The organism is Nonlabens sp. (genome assembly GCF_018401815.1).
In the GTDB taxonomy this organism is placed as follows: domain Bacteria; phylum Bacteroidota; class Bacteroidia; order Flavobacteriales; family Flavobacteriaceae; genus Nonlabens.
The window spans coordinates 224,914-240,854 of sequence record NZ_JAGYKG010000003.1 but is presented as its reverse complement, the minus strand read 5'-3'; the positions used below and the strand labels follow the sequence as shown (position 1 = coordinate 240,854).

The 15,941-nt window shown below is 37.0% G+C and carries 14 protein-coding genes; 4 read left to right on the top strand and 10 right to left on the bottom strand.

Annotation, left to right across the window (positions count from 1 at the left end):
• Positions 1-11: 11 nt before the first annotated feature.
• The 7 genes from KG732_RS07720 to KG732_RS07690 form a co-directional block, all read right to left on the bottom strand.
• Positions 12-1,421 carry a M20/M25/M40 family metallo-hydrolase gene (locus tag KG732_RS07720; RefSeq protein ID WP_213522154.1) on the bottom strand — a complete coding sequence of 470 codons (1,410 nt, stop codon included), beginning with the start codon at positions 1,419-1,421 and terminating at the stop codon, positions 12-14.
• Between the two features lie 20 nt (positions 1,422-1,441).
• Positions 1,442-2,605: a sigma-54 dependent transcriptional regulator gene (locus KG732_RS07715; RefSeq protein ID WP_213522152.1), complete on the bottom strand. Its 1,164-nt coding sequence runs from the start codon at positions 2,603-2,605 to the stop codon at positions 1,442-1,444.
• Between the two features lie 761 nt (positions 2,606-3,366).
• A complete protein-coding gene (locus KG732_RS07710) occupies positions 3,367-4,281 on the bottom strand; it encodes a mechanosensitive ion channel domain-containing protein (protein WP_300980388.1) in 915 nt (304 codons plus the stop codon).
• The gene (locus KG732_RS07705) at positions 4,266-5,561 is read right to left on the bottom strand and encodes an ABC transporter permease (protein ID WP_213522143.1); all 1,296 of its coding nucleotides are present in this window, start codon (positions 5,559-5,561) and stop codon (positions 4,266-4,268) included. Before KG732_RS07705 ends, KG732_RS07710 begins: the two co-directional genes overlap by 16 nt.
• A complete protein-coding gene (locus KG732_RS07700; RefSeq protein ID WP_213522141.1) occupies positions 5,554-6,483 on the bottom strand; it encodes an ABC transporter ATP-binding protein in 930 nt (309 codons plus the stop codon). The genes KG732_RS07705 and KG732_RS07700 overlap by 8 nt, the downstream gene beginning before the upstream one ends.
• A gap of 280 nt (positions 6,484-6,763) precedes the next feature.
• Positions 6,764-7,897, bottom strand: a complete 1,134-nt coding sequence (dnaJ, locus tag KG732_RS07695) for a molecular chaperone DnaJ (protein WP_213522491.1) — start codon at positions 7,895-7,897, stop codon at positions 6,764-6,766.
• Positions 7,897-8,448 (bottom strand): nucleotide exchange factor GrpE, encoded by a 552-nt coding sequence (locus tag KG732_RS07690; RefSeq protein ID WP_213522139.1) that lies wholly within the window; start codon positions 8,446-8,448, stop codon positions 7,897-7,899. The genes dnaJ and KG732_RS07690 overlap by 1 nt, the downstream gene beginning before the upstream one ends.
• A 235-nt stretch (positions 8,449-8,683) precedes the next feature.
• On the opposite strand from KG732_RS07690, the gene KG732_RS07685 reads away from it, so the two are divergent.
• Positions 8,684-9,349, top strand: a complete 666-nt coding sequence (locus KG732_RS07685; RefSeq protein ID WP_213522137.1) for a YceI family protein — start codon at positions 8,684-8,686, stop codon at positions 9,347-9,349.
• Positions 9,350-9,912: 563 nt separating this feature from the next.
• Here KG732_RS07685 and KG732_RS07680 read toward each other — a convergent pair.
• Positions 9,913-10,824, bottom strand: coding sequence for a TIGR01777 family oxidoreductase (locus KG732_RS07680; protein WP_213522135.1), 912 nt, complete (start codon positions 10,822-10,824; stop codon positions 9,913-9,915).
• Between the two features lie 123 nt (positions 10,825-10,947).
• The gene (locus KG732_RS07675; protein WP_213522133.1) at positions 10,948-11,355 is read right to left on the bottom strand and encodes a DUF2141 domain-containing protein; all 408 of its coding nucleotides are present in this window, start codon (positions 11,353-11,355) and stop codon (positions 10,948-10,950) included.
• Between the two features lie 196 nt (positions 11,356-11,551).
• Between KG732_RS07675 and KG732_RS07670 the strand changes: the two genes are divergently transcribed.
• The 3 genes from KG732_RS07670 to KG732_RS07660 all read left to right on the top strand — a co-directional run bounded on the left by KG732_RS07670 (position 11,552) and on the right by KG732_RS07660 (position 15,157).
• The gene (locus KG732_RS07670; RefSeq protein WP_213522126.1) at positions 11,552-12,517 is read left to right on the top strand and encodes a Gfo/Idh/MocA family protein; all 966 of its coding nucleotides are present in this window, start codon (positions 11,552-11,554) and stop codon (positions 12,515-12,517) included.
• A 189-nt stretch (positions 12,518-12,706) separates the two neighbouring features.
• Positions 12,707-14,275, top strand: a complete 1,569-nt coding sequence (locus tag KG732_RS07665) for an ABC transporter substrate-binding protein (RefSeq protein ID WP_213522124.1) — start codon at positions 12,707-12,709, stop codon at positions 14,273-14,275.
• Between the two features lie 390 nt (positions 14,276-14,665).
• Positions 14,666-15,157 (top strand): CIA30 family protein, encoded by a 492-nt coding sequence (locus KG732_RS07660; protein WP_213522122.1) that lies wholly within the window; start codon positions 14,666-14,668, stop codon positions 15,155-15,157.
• A 165-nt stretch (positions 15,158-15,322) separates the two neighbouring features.
• Here the strand turns inward: KG732_RS07660 and KG732_RS07655 are convergent, their stop codons facing one another.
• Positions 15,323-15,904: an outer membrane beta-barrel protein gene (locus tag KG732_RS07655; RefSeq protein ID WP_213522120.1), complete on the bottom strand. Its 582-nt coding sequence runs from the start codon at positions 15,902-15,904 to the stop codon at positions 15,323-15,325.
• Positions 15,905-15,941 lie beyond the last annotated feature (37 nt).

Here is a 15,941-nt window from a genome sequence, read left to right as displayed (position 1 = left end):
ACACATGCTCTCTAATCCAACCTTTTATCAACTATTCCATATTGATCAAAAAGATAGATCAAACTAGTCATGGTAGCCGCTCCTAATTCCAACTCCCGCTTATGTACCGCGTCAAAGGTATCACTTGCTGCGTGATGAAAATCAAAATATCTTTGAGAATCTGGTCGTAGGCCTGCTAAAGTTGTTCCAGGAGCTTTTAAAGGTCCAACATCTGCACCGCTACCGCCCTGTTCAAAATAATGAATCAAGTACGGTTTAAATAAGGGCTTCCAGGATGCTATAATTTTCATTTGATCATCACTAGTGTCAAAACTAAAGCCTCTGGGCGTAAAACCTCCAGAGTCACTTTCTAAAGCAACAATGTGATTCTCCTTTTTAATCACCGCTTGTTTTGCATATTCTCGAGCACCTTTTAATCCATTTTCTTCATTCATAAAAAGAACTACTCGTATCGTGCGTTGGGGTTGATAACCCAATGCTTTTAAGGTATGCAATACTTGCATGGACTGCACTACTCCAGCACCATCATCATGACTACCATCACCTAAATCCCAGGAATCCAAATGACCTCCTACGATAATTATTTCGTTAGGGTAGGTACTTCCTTTAATTTCTCCTATCACATTATGACTTTCGACATCCCCCCATATGGTGCAATCTTGTTTTAAATAAAACTGTAAATTCTTATCGAGGGCAAGGTAAGTGTGCAACTTTTCGGCATCATTTGTACTGATCGCAGCTGCTGGAATATAATCTTCGACAGCTGCATCACCATAACTCATAGCTCCTGTATGCGGGTAATCATCTAGTTTCAAATTCATGGACCTAACGATTACTGCAACAGCACCGTATTTAGCGGCTTCTTCTGCACCACTATATCGTTGATCCACACATCCCCCGTAGGCCTCAAACGTCTGAATTTTTGTAGGATCCATAGGTCGGTTGTAAAAAACAATTTTACCTTCTACTTGTTTTCTTCCTAGCTTTTCCAGCTCTTGTAAAGAAGTCACTTCAATTACCGGAGCCTTCACCCCAGATTCTCTAGTTGGAATAGACCCTCCTAACGCACATACATTTACGTTGATCGTAGAAAGATCATTCAGCTGTATATAAGCAAATTCTGGCGTGCCTCTGGTCCATTTTGGAACTAGTACGGATTGTAACTCTGTTCTGTCTGTAAATTTTTTAAGCTCCTTTTCGGTATAAGATACTGCTCGTTCTGCTTGCAGAGATCCTGACAACCTGCCCCCTATGGTGTTCGATAAATAATCCAGCCATTCATAACTTTTAGACTCTGTAAGGTTGAAGTCATAGATGCTTCTCAACATCAGTGAATCTGACTTTGAAGTTGGTAAGGTTTGCGCTTTCGCGAAAGCGGAACCTATTAAAACAAGTAATCCTATGGGGTATATTTTATTCATTTTTTAAAGCTTATAAGTATTTATTTACTAGCAAAAAGTTGTACATCTTTTTCGCTAATTTGATCACCTCCCAAAATAATTAAACGTTCTACAACGTTGCGCAACTCGCGTATGTTTCCTGTCCAGTCGTATTCTTGTAGCAATTGGATGGCCTTATCCTTAAACTTTTTAACTGGTGTCCCTTGTTCTTTTGCTATTTTTTCTGCAAAATAATTGATTAAAAGAGGAATATCTTCTCGCCTATCGTTAAGTCGAGGTACGTTAATAAGAATAACAGCAAGTCTGTGGTATAAATCTTCTCTAAACTTTTTGTTTTCTATTTCTTGTTTTAAATCTTTGTTTGTAGCGGAAAGGATTCTAACATCTACTTTAATATCTCTGTCACTACCTACGCGTTGTATTTTATTTTCTTGAAGTGCTCGAAGCACTTTCGCTTGAGCTTTTGTACTCATGTCGCCTATTTCATCTAGGAAAATCGTTCCGCCATTTGCAGCTTCAAACTTCCCTGCACGGTCTTTATTAGCTCCAGTAAAACTGCCTTTTACATGCCCAAAAAGTTCACTTTCTATTAACTCACTAGGAATAGCGGCACAATTCACCTCTATAAAAGGCCCGTTGGAACGATTGCTTTTTTCATGCAACCAATGCGCTACAAGTTCTTTACCTGTTCCATTTTCACCAGTAATAAGAACTCTAGCGTCTGTAGGAGCGACTTTTTCGATGATATTTTTAATGATCCAGATCAACTCGCTGTCCCCTATCATTTCGTAATTTTTACTTACTTTTTTCTTAAGGCGTTTGTTTTCTACGACAAGACTTTTCTTTTCCAGAGCATTGCGCACTGTATTTAAAAGTCTGTTTAAGTCTGGGGGTTTAGAAATGTAATCAAAAGCACCTAATCGCATAGTGTTTACAGCAGTAGTTAAATCTCCATGTCCTGAAATCATTACTATAGGAATCTCTGGCTTTATTTTCTTCATAGCTTCGAGAACTTCAACACCATCCATTTTCGGCATTTTAATATCACAAAGGACCAGATCATAATCATTATCTCTAATGAGCTCTATTCCTTCAAGACCGTCAACAGCCTCGGTTACCACGTAATCTTTATTTTCTTCAGTTAAGATGTTACCTAACACGCGACGTATTGCGCTTTCATCTTCTATAAGGAGAATAGTTGCCATTATTAAATTTTAAATTTTAATTCTAGTCATGAGTAAAATGTGTTGCTATAATTGAGCGCGACTACATCATCAGTATTAGTATCTCTCCAACCCATGTCTTTTATAAAAGTATAGACTGCCTAAATATAAGCTGAAATATGTTACATAAAAATATATCCTATCCTGGACCAATCCTGTCAACTGTCTTAACAACCTTCCCAGCTGCACCTCTTGGGGTAGGCTCCTTGTTTTAAATAGCTGTATAACATACATCCCATCTAGCTCAGCGTTGAAGGTTACTTTAATCATTGACCTTGTATGTTAAATTCATTTTAGTGGCTCCCAAAGCAAAGCACCACCATCCATTTACCACTATGAACTAATTGAGATAAGGCAATGGTAACAGTTGGACTGCAGTGGTGGCATATGGAACCCTAACTACGAGCCGCCACGGCTTGCCGCCACCTCCTCTATTTTTTTACTTTTAATTAAATATGCGCTTCTTGTTACAGAATAACCTCCACCTATTTCAAAACGTTCGTAAGCATTCGATCAAAAATCAGCAAATTAAACATTTTCTTTTACGATATCATTTAGAAATGGTACGATATAAGTTCCTTCACCTACTTTAAGCGGCACATTTACAAAGCTCGACATCTTTTAAAGCTATTTTCAGATTTACGCTGAAGGAACTAACTATACGCTGCTGTAAATCAATCGGTTCCTTAGCAGAACGCTTTCGCGAAAGCGAAAACAAACACCACTATCGTACCTGATTTTAATCATATCGGTGACTCTTCATCCTTGATAGTATTAGATTCTTCATTGACAGAGGATCGAGAAATAATGTGTAAGTCCCTTTGTGGAAAAGGAATGCTAACCCCATTTTCTCTAAAGGCTTTGTCAATAGCAAAACGCAAAGCGCTTTTAATTCGAGGCTCTGCAAAGGAGTCTTTTACAAAAAAATAAATCCCAAAATTTAAAGAACTATCACCAAAATCATTAAACATTACAAATGGTTCTGGACTTTTAAGAATTCCTTTTTGCTGAACTGCGCAACTCACCAAAAGCCTTTCTACTAACTCTGTATCACTTCCATAAGCAACGCCTACTAGCACATGCTCCCTAGTTTTTGGGTGATTTTGAGTATAGTTATAAACAGACTCTGACATAAAGAGATGATTAGGGATAATTAAAATCTTATCGTCTCTAGTAACAATTCTAGTACTTCTAAGCTTGACCTCAAAAACACGCCCCACTTTACCATTCATTTCAATCACATCATTTACTAAGACAGATCGGTCTGTAAGAATGGTGATTCCTGCAATAATATCTTTAAACAAGTCTTGTAAGGCAAAACCCAGCCCCACAAATAAGGCAGCACTGGCCGTTAGAAGTCCCGTAAGTTGTACTCCGCTAGAATGAAATACAGTGATGACGACTATAATATAAACCAGGTAATTAAAAAACTTAAAAACACTATCAAACTTTAATTTATCTGTAGTATCCATTTTTCGGGTAATCACTTTTTTAATTCCCCTTAATATTAAAGTGGTAACAAAAATCGCAAAAACAGCTAGGATAAGCATCCAAGTATCAAAATGAAACCCTTCTGAATTTCTTGATCCTACTATAGGATAGGTGAAAAACTCCTCTATTTTATCCCAATCTATTTCCATAATTAGTAACGCAACCATTTATAAAGTTCTTTCCAGTTGGTCTTTTTACCGTACATCAATATTCCTATTCTATAAATCTTTGCTGCAAGCATCGCAACACCTATAATACTTGCATACAACAACAACATACTTAAAGCTATCTCCCACCAAGCAATGTCACCAAATGGTATTCTCATCAACATCACTATAGGAGAAGTAAGCGGAATATATGAAAAAATAACGGCAATAGTTCCGTGAGGATGATCCATTACCGAAAAGAAGCCTACATATATCGCCAGCATTAAGGGAATTATGACTGGCAGCATAAATTGTTGTGTGTCTGTTTCATTATCAACAGCTGCACCTATAGCCGTATAAATAGAAGCATATAGGAAGTAACCGCCCATAAAGTATATAAAGAAACATACTAATAATTTCAAAAGAGGAAGCTGAGCGATGTCGTTAAAAATTAATTCCATCTTACTCATGTCTTGGGCTTGGAGCATCACATCTGCATTTGCTGGATTTGAAAAAGCATCAACTCCTAAAAAAGTAGTGGCAACGAGCATGAGAATAAAGCCTACAAACACCCAAATCAAAAACTGCGTGATTCCTGCAAGAGAAGTACCTGTAATCTTTCCTATCATCAAATAAATAGGTTTTACACTACTTACAATAATTTCTACAATGCGATTGGTCTTTTCTTCTATTACAGATCTCATTACCATATTACCATATATAATGATAAACATCATTAATAAATATCCTGCGGCTCCACCTGCTGCGATTTTAATCCATCCCGACATTTTACTGGTTTTTTCACCAGCAAAGTCTTGTAACTGCAATTCCTTATTTACAGTAAGTTGCTCAATAATAGTAAGATTGATCCCAGCATCTTCTAGATTATTTGCAGTAGCTTTTTGGTTGATTTTGTGTTCAATAGACTCTAAAAACCCTTGGGCAGGAGAATCATCAGAATAAAAGCTAATAGTTGCCAACTGCCCTTCTCTGGCTTCAATAAGTAGCAATCCATAGTAATCTGACTTCTTACTAGCAGCAATTGCGGCTTCTTTAGAAACACCTACTAGATGTATGTATTCACTTCGGTCATCCTCTTTAAAAAGTGCTGCATAGTCATAATCTGTTTGATCGAGTACCGCAATTTTTCTGGTGGTATCAGAGTTGATGCTCGTCAACCATCCTATCAATAACGCTACACCAACAAATAGTGCCGGACTTACAAACGTCATAATGATAAATGTCCTATTCCTTACCTTATTAAGGTATTCTCTCTTTATGATAAGCCACAGTTTATCCATGCTGCTGTACCGTTTTAATAAAAATATCATTCACACTTGGTATCACCTCACTAAAATGGGTGAGTTCGCCTAGTTGTAGTAATCGATTTAATGCGATAGACACATCTACTTCTTTGGGTATTTTAATTTGCACATCTAAGGTGTGATCTAAACCAGATAAAACTATAGGTTGAGGATTGAATTCTGATGGGATTTGTTGAAATGCCATATCAATATTTTCACATATCAAAGACACCGCGTAGTTGCGATCTCTATAGTGTTGTTTGATTTCACTTAATTTACCTTCGAGCACTAAATTTGATTTGTGGATCAATGCAATATGATCGCACATTTCCTCAACACTTTCCATACGGTGTGTAGAAAAGATAATGGTTGCTCCATCATCTCGCAGTTTTAAAATCTCCTCTTTAATACGATTGGCATTCACCGGGTCGAATCCAGAAAACGGCTCATCAAAAATCAACAGACTAGGCTCGTGCATCACGGTTACTATAAACTGTACCTTTTGAGCCATTCCTTTAGAAAGTTCTTGAAGTTTTTTATTCCACCAGTCTTGTATTTCGAATCTTTCAAACCAATAGTTCAATCGTTCTTTTGCCTGGGTTGTAGTTAATCCTTTTAATTGAGCGAGATAAATGCACTGCTCTCCTACTTTCATTGACTTGTAAAGACCGCGCTCTTCTGGCATGTATCCTATATCTTCAATATGTCGGGGTTGTAATCGTTCCCCATTGAGCAAGATGTGGCCTTCATCTGGCATGGTGATCTGGTTAATAATTCTGATTAGTGATGTTTTACCAGCCCCATTAGGACCTAACAATCCATAAACACTTCCCTTAGGAACAGAAATAGACACGTCATTAAGTGCTGTATAATTTCCATAATCCTTTTTTATATGTATAGCTTCTAGCGCGTTTCCCATGAAGTAAATAATTGCGCTAAATTAACAAGAAGGATATGGTATTACTAAGTATTTAGAATATTTTAATAGGAAAATTTATCAAAAGGTCATGATAAAAAGAAGAATAGGATAGGATGCCGCTGCATCTCATCATATCCATAAAAAAATGCCATAAAAAAACCCACCTCTTGTTTCAACAAGAGGTGGGAAAAATTGCTATGAAAAAGAAAAATAACAAAGGGTTGGTTGACCTTTTGTTAACGTAAAGATATACAAATTTCTCTAAATCATTAAGTTTTCTTTAAGAAAACATGTCTTTTACCTTTTCAAAAAAAGATTTGTCACCTTTTTCTGGAGCTGGTTCAAAATTAGCGTCTGTCATCATGCTCTCAAAAAATTCCTTTTGCTCTTTAGTTAAGCTGCGGGGTGTCCATACATTGACATGTACTAGCAGATCCCCAGTTCCGTAACCATTGAGACTAGGCATTCCTTTACCGCGTAATCTTAATATTTTGCCACTTTGAATTCCTGCCTCTATAGGTATACGTACCTTACCTGTAACCGTTTGAATTTCTTTTGAAGTACCAATGATCGCTTCAGGCACACTTACATATAAGTCGTAATGAAGGTTATTTCCTTCCCTTTGTAATTCTGCATGAGGTTTTACTTCAATATCTACCAACAGATCACCACTTATTCCATTTCCAGGCGCATCATTGCCTTTTCCCGACACTTTAAGACGCATGTCTGATTCTACTCCTGCTGGGATTTGAATAGTTACGGTTTCTTCACTAGCAACCAACCCTTGAGCATCAGCTCCATCAGGTTTATTATCAATGCTTTGCCCGGCACCACCACATGCATTACATGGCGCTGCCGTTTGCATACGTCCCAAAATAGTATTTTGAATTCTGGTTACTTGACCACTACCATTACACGTACTACAAGTTTTATAAGTGACTCCCGGAGCTTGCTTTTTGCGTTTTACTTTTACTTTTTTATCAACCCCATTTGCTGCTTCTTCTAACGTAAGAGACACTCTGATACGTAAATCCTTACCTTTTACCCTGCGCTGTCCACCACGACTACCTCCGTATCCTCCAAAACCAGAGAATCCGCCGCCACCGCCACCAAATATATCCCCGAATTGACTAAAAATATCGTCCATGTCAAATCCTCCAGAACCACCGCCGAATCCGCCAGCACCTCCGGAAGTATATGCTTGATGTCCTAACTGGTCATACCGCGCCTTCTTTTGAGGATCGCTCAAGGTTTCATAAGCTTCTGCAGCTTTTTTAAAGTTCTCTTCTGCAGTTGCATCACCTGGGTTTTTATCTGGGTGGTACTGAATGGCTTTTTTCCTGTAGGCCTTCTTTATCTCTGGAGCAGTTGCTCCTTTTTGAATGTCTAATACATCATAAAAATCTGCCATAATTATTGTCCTATCACTACTTTTGGAAAACGAATAATTTTGTCTCCTAATTTATATCCTTTTTCAATCACATCTACGATTTTACCTTTCATATCATCACTAGGTGCTGGTATTTGGGTAATTGCTTCATGTATATCAGCATTAAAAGTATCTCCCGCTCTAACCTCCAACTCTTCCAAGCCTTTATTAATTAAAGTATTGCGCAGTTTACCTGAAATTAATTTAATACCGCTGGTGAGTTGTTCATCTTCAGATTTGTTGATCTCGATCATCGCTCTGTCAAAATCATCTAACACTGGCAACATGTCCTTTAAAACCCCTTCTCCAGCAGTTTTAAAAAGTTCCATACGTTCTTTTGCGGTACGTCTTTTAAAATTCTCAAATTCTGCAAAGAGACGTAGGAATTTATCTTTCTCTACTTGCAATTGCTCTTCAAGAATTTCAAGCTCACTTCGTTCCTCCTGTACTTCTTCTTGAATCTCTTCTGTTTCTTGCTCCATTATTTCTGGTGCTTCCTGCTCTTTCAAGTTCTTCTCTTGTTTTTCCTTTGCCATTTTCTGACGGTATATTTTAAATAAATTCAACACATTTTTATAGAGGTGCTTCTAATGTTTACGCTTTCGCGAAAGCGCAATAGTCACAATCATCTTCACCTGCCTAGCCGCGTTAAGGCAAAAGTGCTGCCATACCAATCGTTGTGTCAAAATGTCACTACAATTAATTAATATAGATTTAACTTACTTATTTGTATATACATGTAATTTTGTATCAAATAAACAACACTTAAACATGAAACGCAATTTATTAAAAATCACAAGTATGGCAGCGGTAATCGCATTTACTGTTGCTTGTAAAGACAACCAAAACGAAGTAAATGCCACAGCTGAAGCTGAAGCTGCAGAAGCTACTATGGAAGCAGTTACTTATACTGTAGATACAGAAGTATCTAATATTGCATGGGTAGGCTCCAAACCTACCGAAGACCACACGGGTAACATAGCCCTATCCAGCGGTATGATAAAAGTGAATGCTGAAGCCGTAGAAAGTGGAACGTTTACCATAGACATGACCTCTATTGAAGTAACTGATCTTCAAGGAGAAGCTGCATCAAATCTAAAATCTCACTTAGAAGGAACTGTAGAAGGTAAAGAAACAGATTTCTTTAACACTCCTAAATTCCCTACAGCAAAGTTTGTTGTAACAGGATTAAGTACTGCAGGAGCTAAAACTATGTTAGAAGGAAATCTTACGCTTAAAGATGTTACTAAAAACGTATCTTTTCCTGTAGTTGTAAAATACGACGGGAATAAAATGATGTTGACTAGTGAAGAATTCACCATTGATCGAACAGACTGGGGGATACAGTACGGTTCTAGCACTTTTACAGATATCGTCGCTGACAAAGCAATTTCTGATGATATTAAACTAACCGTAAATTTAGTAGCTACTAAGTAATTACCTACAGTATATTTTTCATAAAAGCCTTGCCATCATTAATAGTAAGGCTTTTTTATGTATGATCGAGAACTGGATTCACTAAGTACTCCTTATTCACAAAAGCTTGTTAACCTGATTTTATGGATCTCTATACGGGTCTCTCCTCTTTCAAACACGAACAGTTAGTGATCGCTTAAAGCTGCTAAAATACCTCTGACATGAAAGAACAAGTAAAATGTTTGCAGCATTACCAACCAAAGGAGGTGCGTAAAAAAAAACATCAGACAAGTAAGAATCTCTGTAAGGAATTACGGTAAGTATCGATTTACAGAATACAGGAGCTTTAAAAAAGCTCAAACAAATATCGGTAATTATACAACTGGTTTGCCGAGTATGCCTAATTAGAAATACATAGTACACAGGATCTAGAACTTCTACTAAAAAAAAACAGTTATAATCCTATTTATGGTAATCACATCAGCTTCAATCAAGCAACATAAGGTGTTGGAGTTGTTCAGATAATTAGAAAAAAGAAAGGAGCACCTAAAAAAGGATGGGGTCTGGTCAAGGAACTACTGTTTTTACTTAAGGTACTCTTTTAATGCTCCTTCAAGATCTGGATAGAGAAACTGATAACCGTTTTCTTGGATTTTTTCACTACTCGCATGCTGACTAGCGAGAACTATGGAAGACATTTCTCCTAGCATTAATTTCATGATAACTTTAGGCACATTAGGTAACAACAAAGGCTTAGCTACAACCTTTCCTATAAGCTCCATCATGGGCCTGTTTCTCACAGGATTGGGAGCCACGGCATTGTAAGTTCCCTCAAGTGCTTTTTTTAGAATATGAACAACGATTCCAGAAAGGTCGTCAATGGCGATCCAACTTTGCCACATCTTACCATTACCAAAACCAGTTCCTGCAAAAAACTTTACAGGTGTTGCCATTTGACCTAACGCCCCGCCTTTATCAGAAAGGACGATACCTATACGCACAACAGCATGTTTTAATCCTAGATCTTGAAACTTTGCTCCTGCCTTCTCCCAAGCGATACATACCTCTGCCAAAAAGTTGGTTGCTGTAGGAGGAATTTCATTTTCTCTTAGCGCTTTTCCGTTTTGGTCGTCTGGGTAAATACCTATAGCGCTCGCGGTCACTACCTGTTTTACTTGATGATCGTTTTCTTTCAGCAAACGCAACAGCAATTCTGTGCTATGTATACGGCTGTTGAGAATACGCTTTTTTGCTTGATCTGTCCATTTTTGAAAAACAGTTTCTCCAGCTAGATGAACTATAGCATCTACCTCTTTAATACAAGAAATATCTATAACAGCTTTCTCAACATCCCATAAAAAACCTTTGTAATGGGATTCGTTTTTAATGGCGCTTTTTCTTGTCGTTAAATAGTGAACCGTATGTCCAAGGGAAAGCAAATCTTCTGAAATTTTTGAACCTACTAAACCCGTAGCTCCTGTGATAAGTACAACCATGTTACGAATTTAATTCTCAAAGCAATAGAATCCTGTCTTCTTTGGAGTAAATTAACAAGAAATCTATCAACTCCCTCAGCACTTTACAGGTTTTTTATACCTACTACAAGCGCGTTCTTTCTTCTATAGGCGCACAAATATTTCCATATCACTGGCTAAAGTAAACTTAGCGTCGGACCATCTTGGCGGTCCATAACTCATAGGATTATTACTCATTCCGTACGCTTCTTCTGGCATTCCAGTACTGCTGAAATCCATTTTTTCATTAGCGTTTTTATCATGAAGAACAATTACTGCATAATCACCATAAGGTACCTTTTCAAAAATGGCAGTAGCCACACCTTCTTTAATTTCAATACTAGCTGTTTGTAAAGCTGCTTTTAAAAATTGGCTTTCCGTAGTTAAACTATAAACCATCTTCCCTTGGTCTCCCGTGGCATTATTAACAGTCACTTTTAATGTAAATGTTTCTTGAGCATTGCTAATTAATGAAACTAGTAATGCAATAAATGTTATAAATAAAGTTTTCATGCTTATTGATTTAATGATTATACCATACAAATGTGCTGTATACTTCCAGTTGAGAAAAAACACTACTAACCAACTCTAGTATTTCAGTACTAAATGTCTTTAAAGATAAAATAATGATTTTAAAAAAAGCGTTATGACACTGCGAAAACTTGTAATCTGCACCTGTTTTTTATATTCGCACAATAGAAATGGAAATATGATAAAATTTGGTATAATAGGTCTTGGAAAAATAGCCCATAAATTTGCACAGGATCTTATAACGGTAGATGGTTGTATTTTACAGGCGGTAGGCTCAAGGGAACTTACTAAAGCAAAAGACTTTGCAACATCTTATAAAGCAACGCACTATTATTCCAGCTATGAAGAACTCGTAGCCGACCCCACGGTGGATATTGTCTATATAGCAACACCTCATGCTCTCCATTTTAACCATACCATGTTATGTCTTCAAGCGGGTAAAGCTGTTATTTGTGAAAAGCCGTTTGCGATGAACCTAAAAGAGGTTGAAATCATGATCAACACTGCTAGAGAAAAACAACTCTTTTTAATGGAGGCTTTATGGACACGTTTTATTCCAAGCACGCTTCAAGTGATGGAACTTATGGATCAAAATACTATAGGGGAAGTCCATTCTATTCAAGCAAACTTCGGTTACCTTGCTACAACAGATCCTAGCAGTCGCCTTATGGCAAAGGAATTAGGGGGTGGTTCCTTACTCGATATAGGGATTTACCCTATATTTATAAGTATGTTATTGTTAGGAACACCAATAGAAACAAAATGCATTGCGCAATTAACTACAACCGGAATTGACCAACATTGTGCGATGCTTATGAAATTTAAAAATGGAGCTACCGCCACTTTAGAATCATCCTTTCTATCAGAAACTTCTAACACTGCTATCATCTTCGGAAGTAAAGGAAAAATTATCATGCACGCACCTTTTCACCATACAGAGAAAATAACTGTAGAAATCCTTGATAAAAAGCCCTATACGATGAGGATTCCGTATATAAACAATGGTTATGTTCATGAAATTGAAGAAGTAAGAAACTGCATTCTTTCAGGTCAATTACAAAGTCATCAAATGAGCCATCCGCATAGCTATGAATTGATAAAAACTCTAGACCTTATTCGTTCTCAAATTAACGTAACTTACTAAAAAGAGGCTTTGACTTCCTATAAAACGATCGGAAGATTCCATTAGAAAGAACCGTAAAATGAGGCAATACAACTTTTTTCCTTAGTACCTATAAGGCACCTACTACTAAAAATGCACCTATTAATTAATTCTTAATAAAAATCAACTTCTAATTGCGCTACCAGACCTGCTTCCTAATACCTTTACTTCATGCACAACTACCTCTTTGTTTTATTGTCTTTTATCTTACTAACTTCCTGTCAGTATCAAGAACAAAAAATTGATCTAAAGACCGTTTTTAGGTATAATGAACATGCAAATGTGACCAGTTTGGATCCTGCTTTTGCAAAGGATCAACGCAATATTTGGGTGTGTAATCTTCTGTACAACGGACTGGTTAAGTTGGATAAAAATTTAGAGGTGGTGCCTGATCTGGCTTCGCACTGGGAAATAGATGCGACGGCTACTGTTTATACCTTTTACATTAGAGAAGGTATTTATTTTAATGATGCTTTCGCGAAAGCGAGAACCATAACAGCAAAAGATTTTAAATATTCCTTAGAGCGTTTATCAGACCCTGAAGTCGCCTCACCTGGAGAATGGGTTATGAAAAATGTAACAGACATCAAGGTCATCGCACCGCTAGAACTTCAGATTACTTTAAAACAAGCTTTACCAGCATTTCTAGGATTGCTATCGATGAAATATTGTAGCGTCGTACCTGAGGGAAGCAGTAACTTAAGAGAACAACCCATAGGTACTGGACCATTTTATTTAAAAAGATGGCAAGAAAATGTAAAAATGGTATTGCGCAAAAATAAGTTGTACTTTGAAAAAGATGAAAAAGGAAACTCCTTACCATACCTAGAAGCTGTAGCTATTAGCTTTAAAACAGATAAGCAAAGTGAATTTTTAGAATTTGCCCAAGGAAATTTAGATTTTATAAATGCCATCGATCCCAGTTATAAAGATGAGTTATTGACCACATCTGGCGCGTTAAAGGAGGCTTATATACCAACCGTTACTCTTGAAAAGGCTCCTTTCCTAAATACCGAATACCTAGGACTAAAAGTAGACAGCAAATCACCAGAATTACAAAGCAAAAAATTGCGCCAGGCTATTAATTTAGGTTTTGACAGAGATAAAATGATCAAATACTTACGCAATAATATAGGTATGCCAGCACATAACGGTTTTATACCCGCAGGTATTCCTGCTGGAGGTATAGTAAAAGGCTTTACCTACGACCCCAGTCGTGCAAGATCCCTGATCACTGCGTATAGTAAAGAAACCGGTGATGATCATCCAAGTATTACCATCAGTACAGGGGCAAATTACTTGGATCTATGCGAATTCCTACAGAAAGAACTTCAGAAAATAGGTGTTCAAGTACAAATTGATGTCATGACTCCGTCAACATTAAGACAGGCCCGTAAAAATGGACAGTTAGATATATTTAGAAGCAGTTGGATTGCAGACTATCCTGATGCTGAAAACTATCTTTCTTTGTTTTACTCTAAAAACTTTGCTCCTAATGGTCCGAATTATACTCACTTTAAAAACGCAGCCTATGACTCCTTTTATGAAAATGCTCTTACCGCTATTGATCCGGAAACTAGAAAAAATCTGTACATCAAAATGGATAGTATTATCATAGCAGAAGCACCTATTGTCCCATTGTACTATGACCAAAGGGTACGTTTTATATCTAAAGATGTGCTTCATCTAGAAAGTAATGCTGTGAATATGCTAGATTTAACGCGGGTCCAAAAGAAATAACACCTTCTTTTTTTATCTTTAGTTCCCTACATAAATCTGCTGCACTAACTTTCTAAAGTTTAAAAAAGGAAGCCGGTTGTTAAAAAGATGATTTTAGCAATTGTTAATTTCACGTTACTTGATAGCAATCATAGCGATAAAGAGGACCTTAAACATAAAATTTGATAATTCAAAACACCACATCAAATGTAACAAGATAAAAAAGAGCGTAACTTATTTAAGGAGTGAAAATAGGTGAATGAAAGCGCCTTCTCTAGCGAGCACGGAAGTTTGGCTGATAGATAAGAATTCGCAAAATGTGGCTGTTTTTTGAGAATCCCATAAAAGTTATCGTAGAAAAGTGGACTTACATGTAAACGAAATGTATACTATACTTTATCTTTCCGATTTATGATGATCAACACTACATTAATCAATTTTAATTCTGAGACAGAATTAGAAGACTGGACCATTATCAACGACACTGTTATGGGTGGCGTTTCTTCTAGCTCGATAGAGCTAACTAAAGATGGGCATGCAAATTTTAAGGGTAAGGTTTCTTTAGAAAAAAATGGCGGTTTTGCCTCTGTTAGATACCATTGCCCAGACACTAAATTAGGTGATGCAACCAAGGCGTTATTAAAAATTAAAGGTGATGGCAATGAGTACCAGCTGCGTTTTAAAGAATCAGCATCTGATGGCCACTCCTACATCATAGCTTTTCCTACAAGTGGCGAATGGGAAACTGTAGAATTAGAATTAGCCCAAATGGTACCCTCGTTTAAAGGAAGGCAATTAAATATGGATAATTTTGAACATACTTTTATTGACGAACTCTCCCTTTTTATAGGTAATAAAGAACTCTCATTTGAACTGTTAATAGATAAAATTGAATTGGAATAAATAATACCTGTAAAGAACAACTCCTTTACTATTCTAAATAACAAAAACTCCCGATACTTCCTATACCGGGAAGCGTTGGGAGTTTTTGTAAAGGAACCGTTGCTCATTTGGTGAACAACACTTAAAAATCAGTATTAATGAAGGAATCCAATCCTTGTGATTCCCTTACAGTTTTAAGCTCATTGCGAGAATGATTTGCTCTGGTCTGGTATCTAGCGTTCCCTGAGCAGCTATATTGTTTCTTATAAAAGTTACTTCGTTTTCAGTAAAACCACGTTCATAACGGACGTCTATTCCCCACTTCCCCAAGTTCACTCCTACACCAAATTGAGCACCCAGGCTCCATTCCTTTTGAACATCACCTAGGGATGTGTCTTCCAATTTGGTATCAACTATATACTGAAATGAAGGTCCGGCAAAAACATGTAAAGGGCCTATTATAGAAGTACCTACTAGAAGAGGTAGGTCGATTTTTTGAATATCAAACAGACTGCCCCGGTACTCATTATTTAATTGGGTATATTTTAATTCTGGTCTTAGGTACAACAAGGCAAGATCTATTTTCCAATAGATTCCTAAATGATACCCCAATTTCTTATCAGGATTATCCATAATAGTTTGCCCACTCTCTCTTAAATTGCCTGTAGAACCGTAATTAAGACCTGCAGTAATTCCAAGACCACTTTCATTTTGTGCCATTGCAGTCATACAAATCAGTAAACAGCTCACTACTATATATTTTTTCATTGATTCCCTTTTTATGATTAACGTAAAAATATTACAA